A 23,558-nucleotide genomic window follows, 5' to 3' on the forward strand; every position below is an offset into this window, starting at 1 on the left:
GGTTCCTTTTTGTAGACATGTGAGAATCAATAACCTCGACGTCAATTTCCAGTAAGAAATTTTGTTCCTTTTCCCCATCGCCCACTTGACTCTGGGAAACAATTTTTTATTATAAAAAGGTAAACCAAAGGGGGCTGAAACCTTAAACTAGACAAGGTCCCCCAATGATGTTGTCAATTTGCCTCAATTAATGTTCATATCAAGACCGATGTCAGGATCTGAACATTCAGCATTTCATCAACTTCAGCAGTACCTGAACCAACAAGTCATTGGGCAAGAGGGGCTGACCCTCCGGTTACTCATTGCTCTACTGGCTGATGGACACCTTTTGGTTGAGGGTGCCCCGGGTCTGGCCAAGACCACGGCTATTAAAACTCTGGCTTCGGGTCTTGAAGCCAACTTTCATCGCATTCAATTCACGCCTGATTTATTACCTGCCGATCTTACGGGTACGGATATTTATCGTCCCCAGGATGGATCGTTCCGTTTTCAGCAGGGGCCGATCTTTCATAACCTAGTATTGGCGGATGAAATCAATCGTGCGCCCGCCAAGGTCCAGTCTGCGTTGTTGGAAGCCATGGGAGAACGGCAGGTCACGATTGGGCGAACCAGTTATCCTCTGCCGGAGTTGTTTCTGGTGATGGCAACGCAAAATCCAATTGAGCAAGAAGGCACGTACCCGTTACCCGAAGCCCAGTTGGATCGATTTTTGATGTACGTGCGTGTGGACTATCCGGATGTGGAATCAGAGAAGAAAATCGCGAAACTTGTTCGGCAACAGGCGCAAACAGAATTTTCCAAATTGCCGATAGACCTCACTCCTATTCCCGAAAAAACTGTACTGGCCGCTCGGCAAGCCGTGTTGAATCTCCATCTGTCCCCGGCGCTTGAAGAGTATATCGTGCATCTGGTGATGGCAACTCGAGAGCCGGCTAAATATTCTGAAGATCTGGGTCGATGGGTTCGATTTGGTGCGAGCCCTCGTGCGACCATTGGATTAGAACGATGTGCCCGGGCTCATGCCTGGCTGCAGGGCCGTGACTATGTCTCCCCCGAGGATATTCAGGCCATGGCGCATAATGTGTTATCCCACCGGGTGCTCCTGTCCTTTGAAGCCGAAGCAGACGGCATTACTCCAGATCGATTTGTGTCAGAAGTTCTTGCGCGGGTGGCCGTTCCTTAAATGAGGTAAGGCGTATCTCGTCGTTCGTATCTGGTATCTTGTTAAAATACGAAATACGAAAGACAACGAAAATTCCCCCATGACCCTCCCCGGTATCGACATTGATGTAAAAGAACTTATTGGCCTTCGCCATCAGGTGGGGGCCTTGGAGGTGACGTCTCGCAAGCGGGCACTGTCGTTATTAGCTGGGGGCCAGCTGTCTCCCTTTAAAGGGCGAGGGATCGACTTTGAAGAAGTTCGCCGATACCAAGCTGGTGATGATGTTCGCCATATGGATTGGCGAGTGACGGCGAGAACCGGACATCCGCATTTAAAACTCTTTCGCGAAGAACGTGAGCGTCCGGTGTTATTTCTCGTGGACTTTAGTGTCTCCATGCTGTTTGGAACCAAAGTCGCGTTTAAATCCGTTGTGGCAGCCCAAGCGTCAGCATTATTAGCCTGGGTCTCCATGAAAAAAGGAGATCGGGTCGGGGCGGTCTTATGTTCTGAATCAGGGCACCAAGAACTTCGTCCGGCTGGTGGTCGGGGAAGTGTGCTTCGACTCATTCATACGATGTCGGCTCTTCATACCGTGGCGAGATCTACGGGAAAGCAGGGGCTAAATTCTGAATCGCCATTGTCCTCGGCCTTGAAACGGATCATTCGAATTACTCGGCCAGGAAGCCAAATTTTTCTTGTCAGCGATTTTGCGGGTTTGGATGCTCAATGTGAATCTGCCATCGCTCGCTTGGGTGTCCATAACGAACTTGTCTGTATCATGCCCTTCGATTCATTGGAAGCAACACCTCCTCCTCCGGGAATGTATAAGGTCAGTGATGGTATACGGTCGACGTGGCTAGATACAGGCCATGATCAGACCGTGGCCAAATATCGTCAGCAGTTTCAGGAACGCCAGAACAAGATCCAAACCTTGTGTCTCAAGTCCGGCTTGGGATTTTTCACCTTGGCGACCAACCAATTTGTGCCGGACGGCGTGCGTGATGGCTTGAGACAAGTGAGTGCCAGGCGTTGGTATCACCATGCCGGGACCTACAGCAAGATGGGTTGAATGATGAATGGTGCCTCGGATCCGCTGAGTGACTTGCGGGATATTCATCTTCCAGACCCCGTGTCGTTTTGGCCTCCTGCGCTTGGATGGTGGATCGCTTTGATCCTCGTCATGGGTCTGATCCCTCTTTCAATATGGGCCTTTCGAAAATTTCGAACACCCAAGGCATTGCGAACCGCCCGTCATGAACTCCAAGGATTGCGCGAATCCTACGCAGCGAATCAACAAGATCATACTCTTACGATTGGGGTGTCCCGTCTTCTGCGTCGATATGCTATCGCGGTCTATGGACGAGAACGGGTCGCTGGCCTCACGGGTGAAAAATGGCTAACTTTTCTCAATGAAAAAGGACAAACGAACCAATTTACGGATGGCACAGGAAGGGTATTGGTCTCGGTACCCTATGGTAGTCACGAACCGGTTCAAGGACAAGAGTTGATCGCTGCCGTGGAACATTGGCTCCAAGGGAACCGGAGGCCGAAACCATGATGGAGTTTGCCTGGCCCTGGGTGTTAGTCGGTTTGTTGCTTCCATTTGTGGTGAGGTATGTGCTTCCTCGTGCGACACCCCTGAAATCCGAATCTGCCCTTCGTGTTCCATTTTATCAAGCAGTCACGGAGGGGGAGGGCGGGCATGTTCTTCAGAAATCCTCTCCCCTACAATCTGGAATATTTTGGATGGCCTTCTTGGTGTGGACCTGTCTGGTGATCGCGGGGGCTCGACCGCAATGGGTGGGTGATCCCATTGCCTTACCAGTAAGTGGACGAGATGTCATGTTGGCGGTGGATCTTTCCGGCAGCATGGAAATTCCCGACTTTGCCTTGAATGGGGAAAAAGCCAATCGTTTGCAGGTGGTGAAAGAGGTGGCCGGAGAATTTATTCAACGTCGCAAGGGCGATCGCCTCGGTCTGATTTTGTTTGGATCGAAAGCCTATCTACAAACACCACTGACCTTTGACCGACAGACTGTCCAGCAAATGTTGCGAGAGAGCGCCATCGGTTTGGCGGGAAAAGAAACAGCCATTGGCGATGCGCTTGGATTGGCGGTGAAGCGGTTTCAACATCAATCCCAAGACCATCGCATCCTCATCTTGCTCACGGATGGATCCAACACCGCGGGAGAGGTGGATCCCATCCAAGCTGCGAAACTGGCGGCTAAGGAAGGTATTCGCATCCATGCCATTGGCGTGGGATCGGATTACATGGAAATGGACACGATGTTTGGGACGCGCGTGGTCAATCCAGCCAGTGACCTGGATGAAAAGACGTTGAGTACCATCGCAGAACTCACCGGAGGCGTCTACTTCCGTGCTCGCGATACGAAAGGGCTCGAGACGGTGTATCAACAACTGGATCAAATTGAGCCGGTGATTACAGACACAGAGTATTTTCGCCCTATTACGGATTTATATGTGTGGCCATTAGGGGTAGCGATGATGCTGTCAATGTTGATGTCGGTAAGGCATCTCGGTCTGCGCAATCCTTTTTCGAAACGGGAAAAAGTCGAATCATTGAGTGGAGCATCGTTGTCGAAGGTGGCAATTGGATGAAAGTCGACGCGTTTCATTTTCTCAGACCATGGTGGTTGTTTGGTTTGATCCCGGTAGCCTGGGTCCTGTGGCGATTAATGCGCAGTATCCAAGCCGGACGATCCTGGCAACAGGTCTGTGATCCCCATCTATTGCCACATTTATTAATAGGGAATGATCAGACCGGCGGAAAAAGCGCCTGGGTGTTGTTGGGCCTTGGGTGGAGTCTGGCACTTCTGGCATTGGCAGGTCCGGTGTGGTCAAAACTGCCGCAGCCAGTGGTCCGGTCGGAGTCGGCCCTTGTTATTGTGCTCGACATCTCCCGCTCAATGGATGCGCAGGATCTTCGTCCCTCACGGCTGACTCGGGCAAAGCACAAAGTGTTGGACATTCTGAAACGGCGGACCGAAGGGCAAACCGGATTGGTGGTATTTGCCTATGATCCATTTGTGGTTTCCCCTCTGACCGATGATGCGAAAACGATTGCTTCTATGGTTCCGACATTGTCGACGGACTTGGCCCCTGTTCAAGGTAGTCGTCCTGAATTAGCCTTGGAACGAGCGGATGAACTTTTGGTGCAAAGCACAGTCTCCGAAGGGACCATTCTACTTATTACCGATGGCGCTGAATCGTCATCGGTAAAGAATACGGCAGAGGCACTTCGTGATAAAGGTCGGGTGGTGTCGGTGCTAGGAGTGGGTTCCGAAGAAGGTGCGCCCATTCCATTACCAAGTGGGGGGTTTTTGACGGATCAATCCGGGGCTATTGTGATTCCTAAACTCGATCCAGGAATCTTGCAAGAGTTGGCTCGATTGGGAGGAGGCCTGTTCGAAACTTTGCAACCTGATGATCGCGATCTTGATAGAATTTTGGATGCATCTCTCAAGGCTCCAACGATTGATGAAGCAGAAGATACCGAGCGAAACACTGATCAATGGCAAGAAGAAGGACCATGGCTCGTTCTTGCCGTACTCATGATTGGCGTGCTGGCATTTCGTCGGGGTTGGTTTGGCGTCGTGTTATTGATTGGTGTCCTGATTCCAATGCCGGCTTATGCGTGGACCTGGGAAGATCTGTGGAGTCGTCCCGATCAACAAGCCACTCGAAAGCTGCAACAAGGGAAGCCCAAAGAAGCCGCTGAATTATTTCAAGACCCAAATTGGCAAGGCGTGGCCCATTATCGTTCGGGGCAATATGAGGAAGCGGCTCAAGCCTTTGGTGATCAGAGCAATCCTGAGAGTCTCTATAACCAAGGCAATGCGCTCGCACGCTTGGGAAAATATGAAGACGCTTTGAAGTCTTATGAACAAACGCTTCACCAGAATCCCAGTCACGAAGATGCAAAGCATAATGCCGATCTCGTCAAGAAGTTATTAGAACAACAACAGCAACAATCCCAAAACGGCCAAGGCGATCAACAGTCTTCGCAAGGTTCGGAGAACCAAGGGAGTGGGTCGAATAACCAGCAGAATGCCCAAGGTCAACAAAATAAAGAGAACAGGCCAGGGGACTCTGATCAGGAAAATTCCGTCCCATCTTCAAATAAAAACCAATCTGATAAAAAAGAAAGCGAGTCTTCGCCAGGCCACCAGAATTCAGAAGAAGACGCGGCTAATGTGGCAGAGGAACAATCGAACAGTCCTGCGAAAGACGTTCAGCCTGACCAAAATGAGGAAGCCGACAAGTCGCAAGTGGCGAAAGCTGAGCCGGAACAGGAGGAAGATCTCGAAGAACGCCAAGCGACGGAGCAGTGGTTACGCCGGATCCCTGATGATCCTGGCGGCCTGCTTCGGCGTAAGTTTTTACTAGAGCATCGACGACGTGGAAATACTCAGCAAGCGGAGGGGCCATCATGGTGAAGATTCTTTGGTCTTTGGCTTGGCTCGTGGGGACGTTGGCCGTCGGTTTTCAAACAACTTCTTGGGCTCAGTCTGTCACGACCTATGTGGACCGAAATCCCATTACCATCGAAGAAACTGTGAAACTCGTCGTCAAATATAACGGAGGAAGTCCAGATGGCACGCCAGATCTTTCGGGGTTAGCCAAAGATTTTGATGTTTTAGGGACTTCACAAAGCAGCCGCACGAGCATTATCAATGGAAAAATGGAATCCTCGACGGAATGGGTGAGTACGCTGGCGCCAAAACGTGAAGGGTCGATCGTGATTCCACCCATTCCTGTAGGTGCGGAAGTGAGCCTCCCCTTAACATTAAAAGTTCTCCCTGCAGGACAACCAGGGAAGACGGGTCAGGCTCGGGATTTATTTCTGGACGTTCAAGTACAGCCGAAAAATCCCTACGTACAAAGTCAGGTTACGGTAACGATGAAACTGTTTCATGCCCTTTCCCTTCGGGAAGGCAGTCTCGATGAACCCAAGGCTCCCGATGTGCTGGTGCAAAAACTTGGGGAAGATCGCTCGTATGAAACGGTGCTTGATGGTCGGCGCTATGGAGTGATTGAACGGCAGTATGCCTTGTTCCCGCAAAAGAGTGGAAAGGTCACCATTCCCTCGCTGACATTCACGGGAAAAGTTCAGGATCAGCAGCATCGGCGGTCATTGTTTGATGACATGATGGGGAACCGGCCCGGGTTATTTGGTGCGGATCCCTTTGGAACGTTGAGAACGGTCCGGACACGAAGTGAAAGTTTCACACTTACGGTTCAGCCAATTCCTTCAACGATACAGGGGGACACGTGGTTGCCGGCTCAAGAATTTATCCTTCAAGAAAGCTGGCTTCCCGAGAGTTTTGAAAAAGAGGCCAAGGTCGGCGAACCGATTACCCGGACTATCACCATGGTGGCCAAGGGATTAACGGGAACGCAATTACCCGATCTGCCAGTGAGCGATCAGCCGAATGTGAACGTCTATCCCGATCAACCCAAAACCGAAACGAGAGTGGAAGATGCCATGGCTATTGGGATTCGACAACAAAAAATGGCCTTTGTTCCGACCGCCTCTGGCCCTCTTCATTTGCCAGAAGTGCGTATTCCTTGGTGGGATTCGAAGACCAAGCAACAGCGAGTTGCTGTGTTGCCCTCTCGCATCGTGAATATTCTTCCTGAACCGGGGAGTCAAATCACTCGTTCGGGTGAGCAACCGAATTCAGGAACGTTGGCGCCAGTGGCTTCTGGGCAGCAGGCAAAGGAAGAATCTTCCGGGTTCGATCAAGGCATGGTTCCGGGAAGTGGGGGCGGTGGTTCTTCTTCAACGGTGGTCATGTGGCAAGTCATTGCGGGCGTGCTCATGGTGCTGTGGTTTGGCACGGGCTTTGGTTGGTGGTATAACCATCGTCGAGTCAATCCCAAAAAAGGCGGACAGACCAAGGATTTGGTAAAAGCGAATAGTTTACGTTATGCCCGTCATGCCTTTTCCCAAGCCTGCCATGCCAATAATCCCAAGAAGGCCAAAGAAGCTCTGTTAGATTGGGCTGGTAAAAAGTGGAGTCACCATCCTCCTCTGGGTTTACAGGGTGTGGCCCAACGTTTGACCGATGCCGAGGCCAAAAAAGCGGTCTGGAAACTAGACCGTGTGTTATATTCTTCAGAAGGTGGTACTTGGAATGGCCAGGATTGTAACCGAGTCGTTTCGAGCGCCATGGAGCAGTGCGAGCAGAAGTCTTCTGGTTCCAGTGATGGGCTCCCTCCTTTGTATCTGACCGAAGCATCGTGAATTTTTTTGGGGTTGACTTGAAAAGAATAATGATTAAAAAAAACGAAAAAAGGGGCGAAATTTTGCCTTTTTCCGTTTTAGCTAGAAATTGAATAGGAAAACCTGTGGGCTCGATTGTTGAAATACAGCAGCTTCGAAAAACCTTTGGTTCCATCGTGGCCGTCGATCAGGTCACGTTTACTGTGGGCCAGGGCGAGGTCTTGGGGTTTCTTGGACCGAATGGCGCGGGAAAATCCACGACCATGAAAATGATCACTGGTTTTCTGACGCCAACCAGCGGCACGGTCAAGGTCAATGGATTCGATATCCAGGCGCAACCCCTCGATGCGAAGAAAAGTTTAGGCTATCTCCCGGAAGGCGCCCCGGCCTACAGCGATATGACGCCGTGGACGTTTCTCCTGTTCATCGGAGAGATGCGAGGGTTTAAGGGGGAAGATCTCAAGCGACGTGTCTCGGATACCATCAAAAAGGTCAATCTCGAAGGCGTGATTGGGCAACCTATTGAGACCTTGTCCAAAGGGTTTAAACGCCGTGTGGGTTTGGCCCAGGCCATTCTCCATGATCCATCGGTATTAATTTTAGACGAACCGACCGATGGTCTCGATCCCAATCAAAAACATGAAGTGCGCGAGCTGATTAAAGAAATGGCCCGGGAAAAGGCCATTATTCTTTCTACCCATATTTTGGAAGAGGTGCACGCGGTGTGTACTCGGGCGATAATTATCGCCAAGGGAAAGGTCATTACCGATGGTACGCCAGCTGACCTTGAAGCGCGGTCTCGATACCACAATGCTGTCATTCTTCGGTTTCAAGGTGCACTTCCCGATGGAGCGGTAGATGTGTTACGTGGGGTCTCAGGCGTGAAAGGTGTCGAAGAACTCAAAGAAGGGGAGGTTGCCCAGGGGTTTTGTGTGTTGCCAGAAGGCGGGCAACCTATTCTCAATGCCATTAGCGAATGTGCAAAGAACCATCATTGGTCCGTGGCCGAGGTTTCGGTTGACCGTGGGCAATTGGATGATGTCTTTCGTTCACTGACCATGCCGGCACAAGCATTAACATAGAGATACATAAATTCGAAACTCGAATATCAAAATCCGAATTTCAGGGGGTTAGATAAAAGAATACCTATGGGAAGAATCGGCGTTATCTTTAAACGTGAATTAGCTGGATACTTTGCCACGCCGATTGCGGCGGTGTTCATCGTCATCTTTTTGATGTTGGCTGGGACCTTTACCTTTTATTTGGGGAACTTTTTCACCCGAGGCCAAGCCGACCTCCTTCCCTTTTTCAATTTTCACCCGTGGTTGTATTTGGTGTTGATCCCGGCATTGGCCATGCGCCTCTGGGCGGAAGAGCGGCGTGGAGGGACGATTGAGCTGTTATTTACGCTTCCGGTGACTTTATGGGAAGCCGTGGTTGGGAAATTCTTGGCAGCCTGGTGTTTTACCGGAATCGCCTTGGCCTTGACCTTCCCTATGTGGGTCACAGTGAATTTATTAGGTGAACCAGATAACGGGGTGATCTTGGCCGGGTATATCGGAAGCTTTCTCATGGCGGGTGGATTCATGGCCATTGGCTCCTGTGTCTCCGCCATTACGAAAAATCAAGTCATCGCATTTGTGGTGAGCGTCGTGGTCGGTTTGGGGTTTGTCCTGAGTGGCTTCCCTTTGGTGCTGGATTTCTTCAGTGGATGGACACCTCAAATTTTCCTTGAACTCATTAGCTCATTTAGTTTTCTTACCCATTTCAATGATATCAGTCGAGGAGTCATTGATTTTCGAGATATTGTGTATTTCCTCTCACTTATTGGGTTTTGGCTGTTTGCGACGGCCCTTATTTTGGAATGGAAAAAAGCAGAGTAAAAATTTAATCCTATGAATGCACGACTTTTAACAGGAAGCGGATTACTCATTGCGGTGGTGTTGTTTTTTGCCGTGAATGTGTTGAGCAATGTCGCGCTTCGTTCGGTCCGGTTTGATCTCACCGACCAGAAACTCTATACACTGTCCGAAGGCACAAAAAATATTTTACAAAGCCTCGAGGAACCTATCACCCTAAGATTTTACCTGTCGAAGAAACTCGCTACGGGATTACCAGGCATCAATAGCTATGCCAACCGCGTGATGGAACTTTTGCAAGAGTATGAAGCGGCTGCTGGCGGGAATCTGAATCTTCATATCATCGACCCTGAACCTTTTTCTGAAGAAGAAGATCGTGCCGTGGGTTATGGTCTTCAAGGGGTGCCGCTGAATAATGGCAATGTCCAATTCTATTTTGGGTTGATTGGCACAAGTTCCACCGATGATCAAGAGCTCATTCCCTTTTTCCAACCGGACCGTGAAGAATTTTTGGAATACGATCTCACCAAGTTGGTTTATCAGTTGTCTAACCCTAAACCGAAAGTCGTTGGGCTTCTTAGCACCTTGCCGATTGAGGGCGGTCGTCCTCCCATGGGAATGATGCCGGGGCAAGGGGGAAGTGCCCCATGGATGATTTTGGATACCATCAGGGAAATCATGCAGGTGAAGTCGTTGGACAAGGAGGTGAAGAATATCCCTGAGGATATTGAAATTCTCATGGTCGTGCATCCCAAACGATTAAGTGATCCCACCCTCTATGCCATCGATCAGTTTGTCCTGCGGGGTGGACGGGCCCTGGTGTTTGTCGATCCGCACAGTGAAGCCGATCGTGTTCCCCCCAACCCACGAAATCCCATGGGGATGCAAGGCCCGCGCAATTCGGATTTAGGAAAAGTGTTTGAGGCGTGGGGCATTGAACTGGTCAAAGGCAAGGTGGTGGGTGATTTGCCACTGGCCAAAAAAGTGAACTTTCAGAAAGAGTCTCGCACATTTGTAGCGGACTACCCTCTGTGGATTGATCTGACTCCAAAACATTTGAATGCCGAGGATGTGGTCACTGCCAAACTTCCGAACTTAACCTTTGCATCGGCAGGCATCCTGCAGAAGAAGGAAGGCAGCGAGATTAATTTTATCCCCTTGGTCGAGACGGATGACCAGGCCATGCAAATCGATTCCTCTCGCTTGATGTTCATGCCTGACGTCGAAGGTCTTTTGCAGACGTATCGTCCTGAAGGAAAAAAACTAACCATGGCCGCGCGTCTCACGGGGAAGGTCAAAACGGCATTTCCGGAAGGCAGGCCTAAAGCCAAAGAAACTGACAATAAAGATGAGGAAATCGATAGCGAAGACCCAGCGGCAACAGACCAGCCGCATCTTTCAGAATCAGCGGACCCCATCAATGTCATCGTGGTAGCGGACACGGATATGCTGCAAGACAGGTTTTGGGTGCAGGTGCAAAATTTCCTTGGGCAGCGGATTGGGATTCCCACGTCGGCGAACAATAGTTTTGTGACCAATGCCTTAGATAACCTGACCGGAAGTAGTGATTTAATTACCGTGAGAAGTCGAGGAAGTTTTTCTCGTCCCTTTACTTTGGTCAGGGCCATTCAGCAAGAAGCGGAAATGCAGTACCGTCAAAAAGAGCAAGCGCTGCAACAACGCTTAAAAGACACTGAGCGAAAAATCCAAGAGTTACAAAAGAAAAAGGAAGATCAAACGACCATTATTCTGAGTGGCGAGCAGCAGGCTGCGCTTGACGGGTTTCGGCAACAATTGGTTTCGACCCGGAAAGAACTTCGTGGCGTTCAACATGAATTACAAAAAAACATCGAAACACTGGAAGGGATCGTAAAATTTCTCAACATAGGGCTCATGCCTATGATTATTATCGTCGGGGGAGTCGTGTTCAGTGCGTACAAAGTACGCCGACGAGGGAAAACCAAAGTGTAAAATTTTTCCCCTAAATTCTAACAAAGCAAGAAATTAAAATTTGGTGCTGCTTTATGGTGGCTACCTAAAATCCTGCCAGCTTCGATAATTAAAAGAATATGACGACCAAATCCTTAACTATCCTCGGGGGTCTTGCGATTGTGCTCATTGGAGTCGCGCTCCTCCTGTCGCAACCGGACACATCCGGACAATCAAAAGCAGGCCAGTATCTTTTCCCTGGACTCATGGAAAAAATCAACGAGGTGTCCGAACTGTCGGTGAAAACCCAGGCTGAGACCATCACCATTGCCCGAACTGGGGAATCGTGGATCGTCAAAGAGAAACATGACTACCCAGCCAACATGGAAAAACTTCGCGAAGCCGTTGTTGGCTTGGGAGAATTAAAAATTCTTGAGGCCAAAACCAAGAAGCCAGAATTATACGATAAACTCGGATTGGAAGATGTTGAGGCTGAAGGATCGTTTTCCACCGGCCTCACGCTCAAGGATGCAGCTGGAGCTATTATGGCGGAGGCCATTGTCGGTAAGCAGGAACCCTCCAAAGGCAGTCTCGGTCAAGATGAAGTCTATGTGCGCAAACCAGGAGATCCTCAAACGTGGTTGGCCATTGGGAAATTCTCAGTCGAAAAGGTTCCAAGCGAATGGTTGGACAAGGATTTTCTGGAAGTAGAACCCAAGCGAGTACGACAAGTGACTATCAAACATCAGGATAACACAAAATTAGTCCTGAAAAAGGAACGTCCCGACGATCAGGATTTTACCGTTGTGAATCTTCCCAAGGGAAAAGAAGTTCAATCGCAATTCGCCGTGAACAATATTGTCGCAACGGTGACGTCTTTGGGGCTAGAAGACGTCAAGCCTGCCAGTGAAGTTTCTTTTGATGAGAAAGCGGTGGTCACGGCCCTCTTTCAAACCTTCGATGGCCTCGAAGGAAACGTGAAGCTCTTTCGCAAAGACGAAAAGGATTACGTGAAGGTCTCAGCAGTGTTCAATGCTGATCTCATCTGGAAACCTAAACCTGAAGAAGAGTCACAATCAGAAAAACCAGAAAACGAGGAGAATGCCAAGGCCAGCGAGATCGAAAAGAGAGAAGCCGAAAAACCAAAACCACCGAAAATCAAACCAGAAGGCGACGTCAAAACCGAAATCGAAACTATAAATAAAAAAGTTGCCGATTGGGTCTATGTCATCCCCAAATTCCGCGCAGATACGATCCTCAAAAAGCCTGAAGATTTGATTAAGAAGTCTTAGCCGTTCCCTACCCTCCCCAGACCTTCAAATACAGAATTGTTTTGAAGTTTTATAAAGCCGGGTTTCGCCCCGGCACGACGAGGCACTTTTGTTTCGGCAAAAGTGCCCAAAACCATTTTTGCCCGTGCGCGGCCCCTCCGATCCTGCTAAGAGCAGGTTCTCCGGGGTTCCTCCGCCTCCTTACCGAATCAAGATGGCTCAGAAACTCGCTCCGCTCAATCAGTCTTCGCCAGAGAGGTAGGATTCGGTAAGGAGCCTCCGCCGCGCCCAAGGCGGGAAGACATTTTAAAAAGCTACTTTTTAAACTGTAATAGGAAGGGGAAGCTCTTGGTTAAGTTGAAATTTAGTGATATGGAAAATCAACACCCTTTATCCAGTGTTCATTACCAAATTGATCAACAATGGCAATGTCGGCTTTAAAGGGTTCATTTTTTTCTTGTACAGGTGGAAAAATCCAGAAATCGTAACTTAGATCTGTGGTTCCACCCCCAGGGATCATGAAGCTACCATAGATATTCTCATTCATTTTTCTACACATGACATGTCCAAGAATTTTTGGTTTTTTCATTTTTACAAGAGTAGGAAGCACATTAAATTTTGATATATTAGTTACTGTAAAATGTCCTACAATTTGCATAGCTGGCTCACCACCAGAGGCACCCATGTGCCACCATGTTGTATTTGGGTTGGACTTCGGTAAGAGAACAAGAGTTTTTCTAGGAATATTATGAATGGCATCAGAAGGTTTAAAAATATTTCTTGCTTTTTCAGCGATCCAACCGAGAAAGCCTTTCAGATAAACGAATATCGTAAGGGCTCCAACTATAACTCCTATAATTAGACTTAACTCATCCAAAACTATTTCCTAATTTTTCGTGGTAACTAACAATGATTAGAAGGATCCAAATAAGATGCGGATCTTTGAGTTCCTGTCACTATAACATGCATCGGGAATCCTCATCGAGGATTTGTGAACTCTTTTAATACTCAACGACTACCTCCCGTCCACCCAGTTTTCATGGCCACTTTATGAGGGGCGGCATAACACCGTTTCCTTAGGGAACTGTTACATTTTCACGCAAAACTGAATTTAAGGCGAAACTCGGATTACTTTCTTTGAGGTCTGTATTTCAACGCGTTGGGCGCGGCTGGGCCGGCGCCCCGAATCGGACTTTTTGGCGAAGACTGTTTGAGCGGGGAGGTGGCTTTGTACCTCAGAGCGAGTTTCTGAGCCATCTTGATTCGGGGTGGTGGACCAGGCACCCGGAGGGCCGCGCACGGGCAAAAATGGTTTTGGTCACTTTTGCCGAAACAAAAGGGTCTCGCCGTGCGGGGGCGAAACCCCGCATATAAATAAATCTAAGTAGAAGGGGAAGAGTTTTTAAGCCGGAGTGATTTCTTTTGAAGGTTCAGAAGATTTCTTACTTTTTTTAAGTAGGACATCCTGCAATTCCTGATACACCTGCATCAATCGCGAATCTTCGAGCCGATAGGCCAGGGAAATCATAATTAAACCAAACAGCAAGACCAGCACCCCTAACCCCGCCACCCCCAACGCCATCAACAACCCACCGGCTGTCCCAAATCCCCCATCAATCCCAAACATAATCAGAAACGCCGCGGTGCCAATAATGACCAGAGCTAGCCACGCCATGGTAATAATGCTCGAAGACCATGGCATCCGTTTGGTTAATCGTAACTCCACACCGGTCTCAGTGGAATGGAGTTCAATTGTCCCCTTCAGCGGCCAGGCCGTACGAAATCGCAATGTAAACAACTGGTAATAGGGACGAAGGGTAATCACCTTCTGGTCCTCAAACCAACGTGCGATTCCGTGTGGCAATTCAATAGTGGCTTGTTTGCCAAAACGTTGTATCACCGTTTCCGCAGTGAAGTCGTCGAGGGGATCTGTTCGTCGAGCAATACCAAAGCCATAAAGGGCGGCAAGAGGTCGAAGACTGGTGAATTGATACCAATCTCCAATTACAAGTAATAAAAAAAGTATGCTGCCAAAGACACTAGCCAGGATCATATCGTCTGCAACATAACACAACAGAACCCAATGCTGGGAAGGCGTAATTTCACTTAGACGGTGATTTGACTTAACTTATAACGCTTAGCTACTATCCCTCTGCGGGGTGGAGCAGTCTGGTAGCTCGTTGGGCTCATAACCCAAAGGTCGGGGGTTCAAATCCCTCCCCCGCAACCAAGAAGAAATCCCACAATGTACAGGCCCTGTCGACTAGTCGACAGGGCCTGTTTGTTTATGAAACCATGAAAGACCGGTCCCGTGGTTAAGGTATTGTTTGAATTTTGAATCTCGTGCAATACTTTGACTTGCCGTAACCATGTAGGATTTCCGACTTGGCCGAAGCCTCTCTCACTAGAGTATCTTCTTTGTGATTTCTCAAACAATCTTGGCTATTTTTTCCGGGGGGTTGGTCGGTTTACTCCTGGGGGCGACTGGGGGAGGAGGCTCGCTTATTGCTCTTCCCCTCTTAGTCTATCTGGTTGCGATTCCGGTTCAACATGCCACTGCCATGTCTCTGTTGGTGGTCGGGTATTCGGCGTTGTTCGGGGCATGGCAGGCCAGTCGTCAGGGGCTGGTGAAAGGATGGGTTGCCCTCATCTTTAGCAGTACCGGAACGTTTGGGGCCTGGGTGGGCGCACAAGGTCATCGGGTGTTCCCGCACGAACTGATTCTATTTTTACTTGGAGTGCTCTTAGTCTCTATTTCCCTTTGGACCCTTTTTGCGAATCATCTACCTCATGGGGAAAACGGTGAAAGTGACGGAGTCCCACACATACAATTTTCTTTAAGGTTTTTTCTGGAGGCAATCACCATTGGCTTTGGTGTTGGGTTGATTTCCGGGTTTTTCGGTATTGGGGGAGGCTTTATTATGGTGCCTGCGCTAATGTTTGTCCTTCGGTTTCCTATACGCATGGCGGTGGGTACGTCGTTCTTGATTATTGCCCTCACTTCTGTGGGGGGCGTTGTCGGTCATTTAGATATCGATCATCTTGATATTTCACTCACGGGTTTCGTGATTCTAGGGAGTTTGGCCGGGATGATGGTGGGTGCTCAAATTGCAAGGATGATGGTCGAACAGACATTGAGACAGACTTTTGCCATCCTTGTGGGTTTCATCGGACTCTTGGTCATGCTCGATAATGCATGGCGGATGGTGACGATGGAGTCCTCATTCAACTAACCACCAGTTGATGACTATGGGCTCAATGGCCAGATCCAGATCAGGGTGGGAACCGAGACTAGCACAATAAGGATTTCTAGCGGGAGCCCCATTCGCCAATAATCTCCAAACCGATATCCCCCTGGCCCCATGACCAGCATATTATTTTGGTGACCGATCGGAGTGAGAAACGCACAGGAAGCTCCGATGGCCACAGCCATGAGAAAGGGATCGGGGTTCATCCCTAAATGTTGAGCCACAGCCCATCCTAGTGGTGCCATGACCACGGCGGTCGCGGCATTATTCATGAAGTCCGAAAGGATCATCGTCAGAATCATCAAGATGGCGAGAATGGCTGCGGGAGGAAGTCCTGCTGACCCGTTCACGATAGATTCAGCGAACATTTGTGTTAAGCCACTGGTCTCCAAGGCGTTTCCTATGGGAATCATTGCTGCAATCAACACGACTACCGGCCAATCGACGGAATCATAAACCTCCCGGGGAGGAACCATATTTCGCATAACCATGATGACTGCCGCTAAGAGCAGTGCAATGGGAAGAGACAAAATACCCAATGATCCACTAATGATTGCAAGGGAGTAAATTCCGACAGCCAACCAAGCCCCGGTCTTTCCCCCGATTCGCAACCCGCGTTCGGCAAGGGGAAGACACCCTAATGTGGAAATTACTTCAACCACCTGCTCTTTTTCACCTTGGAGCAACAACACGTCACCTGTTTGAAAACGAAATGACTTTAATCTCCCCCGATGGGGTTTCCCTTGTCGTGAGACGGCCAATAAAGTAATGCCATACCTCGACCGTAATCTCAGCGTATGGGCCATGCGTCCGATTAACCAGGAACGATTGGGTAGAATCACTGCTTCCATGAGCACTTCATCACTTGGGATGATTCTTGTGGTATCAGGGTTTTCAGAGGCGTCCTCCTTGGGTTGCGTGCCCGCGAACTCCAACTTTAATGTTTCCATAAGTTTTTTAAGGCCAGGAGGATCGGTTTCCAGAATTAAAATATCTCCTTCTTGAATCGGTTCGTTTCCTCTCACATTTCGAACCGGTTGATCTCGCCGGATAAGTCCCACAATAAGGGTATCCGTCTCTTCTGTTTCCTGTTCCAGCTCCGCAAACGTTTTCCCGATGGCAGTAGAATCTTGAGGGACTCGAACTTCCGTGACATAGTCCCCGATATGGAATAATTCCTGGGGCGGGCTCTGTTTTCTTCTTGCGGATGGGATCAGATGCCATCCGATAAAGGTGACAAATACCAGTCCTATGATTGCCACGGTAACTCCCACGGGGGTGAAATGAAACATGCTAAACGGAGTTCCGGATACATCCCCACGATAGGCCGAAACAATAATATTGGTAGGTGTGCCAATCAGAGTGACCATGCCACCTAAAATCGTACCGAACGCTAGTGGCATCAGCACGATGGCCGGGGAGCGCTTGGCTTCCATCGACGTTTGAATGGCCACTGGCATCAGAAGAGCCAGGGCTCCAACATTATTCATCACAGTTGAAAGGAGAGCACCCAGTCCAGCTAGTACAGCGATGTGGAGGGAGGGAGAGTAGAGTGCCATCCGAACATATTTGGCGACAAAATCAATGGCACCAGTGTTACTCAAGGCCTGGCTGATGACTAATATCGCGGCAACGGTAATGGTGGCAGGATGTCCGAATCCCGTAAAGGCCTCACTGGGGGAAATGACACCGATCGTGGTTCCCACCAGTAGAACCCCCATGGCGACAATGTCATAGCGCCATCGTTCCCAAATGAAGAGTGCCAACGCTCCCCCCAACAGTCCTAACAACAGGAGTTGATCAAACGTCATGTAGGGGTGTGGTCTCCTCTCGCTCTTGAATCAAGGGTCTTTTAAAAGAACAGCTAAAGCTAAGCAAAGTGTAAGATTTCTGTTCCCCATCAGCAACTGCTCGGGAATGGTTTTGGGAGGGAGTTTTACCATCACTAGCTTGGTCAACTAACGCCTGTGACATCGCGCAATTTTTCGGTAGTGATTGGTTTTGAAATTTTTAGATCATATAAAATGTTCAAATTACACAAAATCCTAAGCTTCCATTTTAATTTTCGTTCCCAAGACACGGAATAGAATGGCGATCTGCGTGGCGTAATTGGTCCGTTCAGCGGCTAGTTGTTGTTCGCCGTTGGCAAGCACGCGCTGAGCATCGACTACGTCGATAAAGCTGATCAACCCCTGCTTGTACAATGTTTCAGCTTGGTAAAAACTGACTTCGCTGGCATTGACCGCTTTTTGCAAAGACTGTTGCCGTGCGCGCGAGGCGTTGATGGCAGCCAGTGAGGCTTCAACTTCTTCGCTGGCTTCGCGGAGGATTTGTTGATAATTGGCCAAGGCTTCCTCTGCCTGCGCTGTTGCGATCGCAACATTCGCTCCACGCGCACCACCGGCAGTTACAATTTGGTTGATCAATGTGCCAAGTGACGCGATCAGGATATCCATGGTTGGTGAACCGACGACACCCGTGGCCCCGATGCCAATCTGCCCAATCAATTGAAAGGTAGGATAATAATCGGCTTCGGCCACGCCGATGCGTGCCACGGCTTGCTTCAGTGCCTCTTCACTTCTCCGGATATCCGGACGAATGGCGAGGACTTCGACCGGCACCAATTCGGGAATTTTTCCCTCATAGACCGGGATCTCTTGGTGCTCCTGCAGCAATGCTTCATACACGCCAGGGTACCGACCAGTCAGGCTGGCCAGGCGGTTACGAGAATTAAGGAGGGCCTGCTTCAGCGGAGGAATGCCAGCGCGTAAATTTTCCACGGAGGTTTCGGCTCGACGTAAGTCCAGTTCCGGTGACAGACCAGCTTTGTAGCGACTCCGAACAATGGAAAGCGTTTTGGCCTGCAACTCTACGGATTCTTTCAACAGATTCAGCTGGCGCTGATTCCCACGCAGGCGCAAGTATTCGCGGGTAATCTCGGAACTGGTACTAAGGACGATACCTCGCAGGTCCGCCTGTGCCCCTCTTGCCCCTGCCTCGGCAGCTTCGACGCCTCGCCTAAACCGTCCGAACACATCGAGTGGCAATACGGCACCCAGGGCGCCGAATACACTGCCTGTGGTATTCCCGCTGCTGTTTAGGGAGCGTTCTTCTTCCAGATTGTTGTCCAATACGGCCCCTATCCTGAGGTTATCTCCCGCGTCGGCGAGAACAATACGAGCGTCCGCCTCCTTAAGCCGCGCCAGGGCTGCAGCCACCTGGTAATTATGTTGGAGCCCGGTCCGCACGAGTTGATTGAGAATCGGATCTGAGAATTCTGTCCACCAATCTTCGGCAAGTGCACTGTCTCGCTTACCTTTATTCAGAGAATTCAACACATCTTGGGACACAAACGCTTCCGGTGTGTCGATTACCGGGGCCTGATAGTCGGGTCCCACCGTACAGGCTCCGAGCAGAAACAGGTTGATCAAAACCATCGAGACCCACGTAACCATCATGAAGATTCCTCGACGACTACTCCCTTGGTTTCCGTCCGTTGCAACTGGGCTTCCAACTCTTGCCCGGCATGGGCCCTAGGTTTAATGTGTGGAGCGATCCAGTAGTACCCCACGGGAACCAAATACAGTGTGAATAAGGACGAGAGCCCAAGCCCTCCGAAGACAACCCAACCGATCGCTTCGCGAGCCTCTGTACCTGGTCCGGTGCTGAGGATAAGCGGGAGACTTCCGAATACGGTGGACAAAACGGTCATGGTTACTGGGCGCAGTCGCACCCGAACTCCTTCCATAATGGCGTCGTGCACATTCATACCCTGGTCTCGCATCTGATCCATGAACTCGACGAGGAGGATGGCGTTTTTCGTCATCAATCCCACCAACATCACGAGCCCGATCTGGCTGTAGAGGTTGATGGATTGTCCCGTACCCAGAAGCGCAAAGACCGCGGCGGCCAGACCGAACGGTACGGTGAAGATGACAATGAGAGCGCTGCCCAGACTTTCAAACTGGGCGGCGAGAACCAGGAGCACAACTGCCAACGCAATGACAAACGTGACAGCCACGTCATAATTCGTTTCCTCCAGAGTTGCGGCTTCGCCTAGAAACAGAATGTTGACGTTCGAAGGTAGCACCTCATCCGCGACAGTCCTCACTTTGTCCAGAACCTGCCCGAGTGCCGTTCCCGGTGGAACCGCGAGGTCTAGTTCGATAGCCCGGCGTTGGGCGTGGCGGTCCAACTCCGCAGCCACGCCTGCTTCCTTCACGCTGATCATGGCGCTCAGAGGGACAAGGTCATTGTTCTCATTGGTCACGAAAATATTCAACAGATCGCCGGGATCATTGATCGTGCCTTGGGACGAGCTCACCATAATCGGGACCGCCTGGTCTTCAATGCTGAGATCGATCAGCTCATACTTATCCACCATCACACGGAGCATCTGGGAAATGCGGTCCATCGGCACGTTTAGGTCGCGGGCTTTTTCACGGTCGATATTAAAGGAAAGCTCCGGCTGGGATGTGTCGAATTGAATGCGTACATCCTCGATTTCTGGCACCTGATTCAATAACCCCTCGGACATGAGGTCGGCTGCGGCAGAAAGCTCGTCGTAATTATTCCCCACCAATGCGATCTCTAATCCCGATCCAGCGCCGCGCACGTTGAGACTATTTTCACGACGAATCCGGACCTGTGCACCCGGCATATCCGTGAGCGCTCGAGAGACTTCCTTGGCCAGCGCCATTTGACTGATTTCCCGCTCATCCCAAGGTGCTAGTGTCGCCTTCGTATAGGTTCTATTTTTATCCCAACGCCCGACAATTGTATAAATATCAGTTATGACGCCACTCCTCTGGTAGGGTTGCAACACGGCTTCCACTTTTCGGGATTGGCGTCCGGAATAGACCAATGACGCTCCGTCCGGACCGGTCAAGATGACTTGTAAAGAGCCTCGGTCCTCTTGAGGCAGGAGTTCCTGATTCAATAAAGAAAAACCGACCACGCCGCCTCCGGCGATAAGAAGGGTGATGGGAATGGCCAGATAGGAATGGGACAACAGAGCATCAAGAGAGTGATAATAGAAACTGCTCAGGTGCTGGCCGATGGCATTCAAACGGTTTCTGAAGAACATGATTGTCGAATTTTTATTTGAGGCCTGAGGCAGTCGGGAAGCCATCATGGGACACAAAGTTACAGCCACAAACGAACTGATGATTACTGCGATCGCGAGAACCAAGCCGAATTCCCGAAATAGCCGTCCGGTTTGTCCGGGCAGAAACGCAATAGGCAAAAACACCGAGACCAGGGTGATCGTAGTGGCAATCACCGCGAAAAACACCTGACGCGTTCCCAGCACTGCCGCGGCCAGATTTTCAGATCCTTGGGAACGGAGGCGCTGAATGTTTTCTAGCACGACAATCGCGTCATCCACGATTAAACCAGTGGCAAGGACAAGTGCTAGGAGTGTTAACAGGTTGATGGAAAAGCCGAACAACCAGATGGCGGCTAGCGTGCCGACTAACGCGATCGGCATGGTGACGGCAGGTATAAGGACGGCTTGCCATTGTCCCAGGAACACGGCGATGACGATCAATACGATCAGAGTGGCGAAGACGAGGGTAAAGAGAACCTCTTGCAAGGCGCCTCGGATATACACCCCATCATCAGATGTGACTACGAGGGAAAAGTCGCGCGCGCGCGCGTTTATCCGCTCAATTCGCTTTGCTACTTCATCGGAAATTTCTATTGTGTTGGAACCAGCTTGCCGGACTACCCCGAGACCAATCACCATACGGCCGTTCAGCAGGGAATAGGATTCAGCTTCTTTTGAATCATAAAATACATCCCCAATATCCTCGATCCGGATGTTATCGCGGATATGTAATCGTTTCACCTCCTCCGGCTTGACGACAGAGGCATAGGCGCGAACGATCAGTTCCTGATCTTCGGATTCGTAACTACCTGCCGGTACATCGAAGCGTGCATTGGTGAGAATTTCCACCACGTCCGTAGCCGAAAGGCGGAAACCGGCCATGCGGGCCGGATCTAACAGGACGCGCAGGACGCGCGGCTGGTCCCCATTCAAACGTACATCAGCTACTCCGGGAATCGAAAGTAGCTCAGGTGTCACATCTTTCTCGATCCGTTGGGCCAGGGTTTGCTTTGAGAGGGTGTCGCTGTATGCGGACAGCTGGACAATGGCATTGGCATCGTCATCTGCCTTCAAGACTACGAGTTGATCAATATCATCTGGCAATTCTCGCTCAATCCGGCTGACCGCCTCGCGTACCTCGCTGGCCGCATCATTCAGGTCCACTTCCGGTTCAAATTCCGCGCGCAGACGCATGTTATTCTCTTCGCTGGAGGCTTCAATATTTTTGACACCAGACACACGAGCGACTGCTCCTTCGAGAATACTCGTGACTTCGGTGTCCATGGTTTCTGGCGATGCGCCTTCGTAAATCGAACGGACACTGATCACGGGGCGATCGACATCCGGCAGTTCGCGCACATCGACTCCCATGAGACTTCCCAGTCCAGTCAACATGATCAACAGATTGACAACAGCAATAAGCACAGGCCGTCGTACACTCAACGCGACGAGGTCATTGCCAAGATTCTTCATGAATCGGAAGCTCCCAGGACTTCCACGTTGATCCCAAGACGCAATCGCTGCAACCCTTCCACGACCACAGGTTCTCCTTTCGCAAGTTCACCTTTCACAAGAACACTGCCAGACTTTCGTGCAATCACCTGAACGGGAATCTTTTCAGCTTTGTTGTCCCGAACAATCCAAACAAAGGAACCCTCACGACCCCATTGCAAGGAAATCTCGGGGACGGTGGGATACTGCCCTCCTGGTATTTCCCATCGGGTTGTAAATGACATGCCGGGACGTAGAAGATCCGCTTTGTTCTGAAGATTGACTCGGGCCAACACGGTCCGTCGCGTTTCATTTACACGACTTTCCAGAGCCGAAATATGTCCGGAGAAAGTGTGATCAAGATACGCTGGCGTGGTTGCCGTGATGTTTTGTTGGTCCGCCTGTGCCTTTCTCAAAGCTCCAGCCAGGGCCTCGGGCACTTCAAAATCTACATGCAAGATTTCCCGATCATCTAAGTCTGTGATCGGAGTATTGGTATCCACACGATCTCCAGGATCTATTTTTGGCAGACCAACGACACCATCAAAAGGGGCTTTTATCCTTCGTTTTTCCAAGTCCAACCAGGCTTGATCCAACGCGACCTGTGCTGCTTCGAAATCGGCCCGCGCCGTATCGACCTCACTTTCAGGAACGGCCCCTTCCTTTACCGCTTGTTCGTAACGACCTAATAGGCTTCGCGCGTTTTTCAATTCAATTTCAGCGAGCCGCACGGCCAGTTTTTCTTCCCGGTCATCCAACAAGACCAGCACATCCCCTTTAGATACACGATCCTGTGCCTCGAAGAGCACCGTGGTGACTTCCTCTGCCACCGCCGGAAATATTTTCACGGACAATCTTGCGCGGCCTGTACCCATTCCCTCAAATACATGATCGTTGGAAGTCAGGATAACCGGCTGAACCAACACTTTGACAGCAGGAGAGACTATGTCAGAATGTGCGGTCTCTAAAATGGTTTCCTGGTCCGGACCCGCGAGCGTTTGTGATTCCGGTAAAGGGGTGGGCTTCCCCTCCTGCCCCGCGTCCGTACTCTCCTCTGAAAAACAGCCCACAAGAGAGAGCATGAGAATCACGGCGATAATCAGTTTTTCTAAAATGACGATTTTCTCCTTTTGTTTGGTGATGGACGATGCAATTTTTCAATTTTCTCCATTAGGGGAGGCTTAATTCGAGACCTTGTCAAAAAACTTCAAACGAAACCTTTTCGAGTGAAACCATTCTTGGTG

Annotated in this window: 17 protein-coding genes and 1 tRNA gene; 12 read left to right on the forward strand and 6 right to left on the reverse strand. The window is 50.1% G+C overall.

Going from position 1 to position 23,558, the window contains the following annotated elements; genetic code table 11:
- Window positions 1-208 precede the first annotated feature (208 nt).
- The 10 genes from PPG34_RS11300 (at window position 209) to PPG34_RS11345 (ending at window position 12,489) form a co-directional block, all read left to right on the forward strand.
- The gene (locus PPG34_RS11300) at window positions 209-1,183 is read left to right on the forward strand and encodes an AAA family ATPase (RefSeq protein ID WP_313833409.1); all 975 of its coding nucleotides are present in this window, start codon (window positions 209-211) and stop codon (window positions 1,181-1,183) included.
- 79 nt (window positions 1,184-1,262) lie between these two features.
- The gene (locus PPG34_RS11305; RefSeq protein ID WP_313833410.1) at window positions 1,263-2,231 is read left to right on the forward strand and encodes a DUF58 domain-containing protein; all 969 of its coding nucleotides are present in this window, start codon (window positions 1,263-1,265) and stop codon (window positions 2,229-2,231) included.
- On the forward strand, window positions 2,232-2,720 hold the full coding sequence (locus tag PPG34_RS11310; RefSeq protein WP_313833412.1) for a DUF4381 domain-containing protein: 489 nt from the start codon (window positions 2,232-2,234) through the stop codon (window positions 2,718-2,720).
- A complete protein-coding gene (locus PPG34_RS11315; RefSeq protein WP_313833414.1) occupies window positions 2,717-3,781 on the forward strand; it encodes a vWA domain-containing protein in 1,065 nt (354 codons plus the stop codon). Before PPG34_RS11310 ends, PPG34_RS11315 begins: the two co-directional genes overlap by 4 nt.
- Window positions 3,778-5,619 carry a vWA domain-containing protein gene (locus PPG34_RS11320; protein ID WP_313833415.1) on the forward strand — a complete coding sequence of 614 codons (1,842 nt, stop codon included), beginning with the start codon at window positions 3,778-3,780 and terminating at the stop codon, window positions 5,617-5,619. Before PPG34_RS11315 ends, PPG34_RS11320 begins: the two co-directional genes overlap by 4 nt.
- Window positions 5,613-7,430 (forward strand): BatD family protein, encoded by a 1,818-nt coding sequence (locus tag PPG34_RS11325; RefSeq protein WP_313833416.1) that lies wholly within the window; start codon window positions 5,613-5,615, stop codon window positions 7,428-7,430. The genes PPG34_RS11320 and PPG34_RS11325 overlap by 7 nt, the downstream gene beginning before the upstream one ends.
- 113 nt (window positions 7,431-7,543) lie before the next feature.
- Window positions 7,544-8,491, forward strand: a complete 948-nt coding sequence (locus tag PPG34_RS11330; RefSeq protein ID WP_420888098.1) for an ABC transporter ATP-binding protein — start codon at window positions 7,544-7,546, stop codon at window positions 8,489-8,491.
- 66 nt (window positions 8,492-8,557) lie between these two features.
- Window positions 8,558-9,292 carry an ABC transporter permease subunit gene (locus tag PPG34_RS11335; protein WP_313833419.1) on the forward strand — a complete coding sequence of 245 codons (735 nt, stop codon included), beginning with the start codon at window positions 8,558-8,560 and terminating at the stop codon, window positions 9,290-9,292.
- Between the two features lie 12 nt (window positions 9,293-9,304).
- Window positions 9,305-11,239: a Gldg family protein gene (locus tag PPG34_RS11340; protein WP_313833421.1), complete on the forward strand. Its 1,935-nt coding sequence runs from the start codon at window positions 9,305-9,307 to the stop codon at window positions 11,237-11,239.
- A gap of 98 nt (window positions 11,240-11,337) precedes the next feature.
- Window positions 11,338-12,489 carry a DUF4340 domain-containing protein gene (locus tag PPG34_RS11345; protein WP_313833422.1) on the forward strand — a complete coding sequence of 384 codons (1,152 nt, stop codon included), beginning with the start codon at window positions 11,338-11,340 and terminating at the stop codon, window positions 12,487-12,489.
- Window positions 12,490-12,832: 343 nt separating this feature from the next.
- Here PPG34_RS11345 and PPG34_RS11350 read toward each other — a convergent pair whose 3' ends face one another.
- Entirely contained in the window at window positions 12,833-13,345 is a 513-nt protein-coding gene (locus PPG34_RS11350; protein ID WP_313833423.1) for a hypothetical protein, read from the reverse strand.
- A gap of 525 nt (window positions 13,346-13,870) precedes the next feature.
- Complete coding sequence (locus PPG34_RS11355; protein ID WP_313833424.1) at window positions 13,871-14,521, reverse strand: hypothetical protein; 651 nt, start codon at window positions 14,519-14,521, stop codon at window positions 13,871-13,873.
- A 100-nt stretch (window positions 14,522-14,621) separates the two neighbouring features.
- Here PPG34_RS11355 and PPG34_RS11360 point away from each other — a divergent pair.
- Together PPG34_RS11360 and PPG34_RS11365 are read left to right on the forward strand one after the other, a co-directional pair.
- Window positions 14,622-14,698, forward strand: a tRNA-Met gene (locus tag PPG34_RS11360).
- Window positions 14,699-14,888: 190 nt separating this feature from the next.
- Window positions 14,889-15,701: a sulfite exporter TauE/SafE family protein gene (locus PPG34_RS11365; RefSeq protein ID WP_313833425.1), complete on the forward strand. Its 813-nt coding sequence runs from the start codon at window positions 14,889-14,891 to the stop codon at window positions 15,699-15,701.
- A gap of 14 nt (window positions 15,702-15,715) precedes the next feature.
- Here PPG34_RS11365 and PPG34_RS11370 read toward each other — a convergent pair whose 3' ends face one another.
- The 4 genes from PPG34_RS11370 to PPG34_RS11385 all read right to left on the reverse strand — a co-directional run bounded on the left by PPG34_RS11370 (window position 15,716) and on the right by PPG34_RS11385 (window position 23,396).
- Window positions 15,716-17,527, reverse strand: coding sequence for an SLC13 family permease (locus PPG34_RS11370; RefSeq protein WP_313833426.1), 1,812 nt, complete (start codon window positions 17,525-17,527; stop codon window positions 15,716-15,718).
- Between the two features lie 234 nt (window positions 17,528-17,761).
- Window positions 17,762-19,174: an efflux transporter outer membrane subunit gene (locus tag PPG34_RS11375; RefSeq protein WP_313833427.1), complete on the reverse strand. Its 1,413-nt coding sequence runs from the start codon at window positions 19,172-19,174 to the stop codon at window positions 17,762-17,764.
- Window positions 19,171-22,296: an efflux RND transporter permease subunit gene (locus PPG34_RS11380; RefSeq protein WP_313833428.1), complete on the reverse strand. Its 3,126-nt coding sequence runs from the start codon at window positions 22,294-22,296 to the stop codon at window positions 19,171-19,173. Before PPG34_RS11380 ends, PPG34_RS11375 begins: the two co-directional genes overlap by 4 nt.
- Complete coding sequence (locus PPG34_RS11385) at window positions 22,293-23,396, reverse strand: efflux RND transporter periplasmic adaptor subunit (protein WP_313833430.1); 1,104 nt, start codon at window positions 23,394-23,396, stop codon at window positions 22,293-22,295. The genes PPG34_RS11380 and PPG34_RS11385 overlap by 4 nt, the downstream gene beginning before the upstream one ends.
- Window positions 23,397-23,558: the final 162 nt, after the last annotated feature.

Origin of the sequence: Candidatus Nitronereus thalassa, assembly GCF_032191465.1 — a bacterium.
Classification (GTDB): domain Bacteria; phylum Nitrospirota; class Nitrospiria; order Nitrospirales; family UBA8639; genus Nitronereus; species Nitronereus thalassa.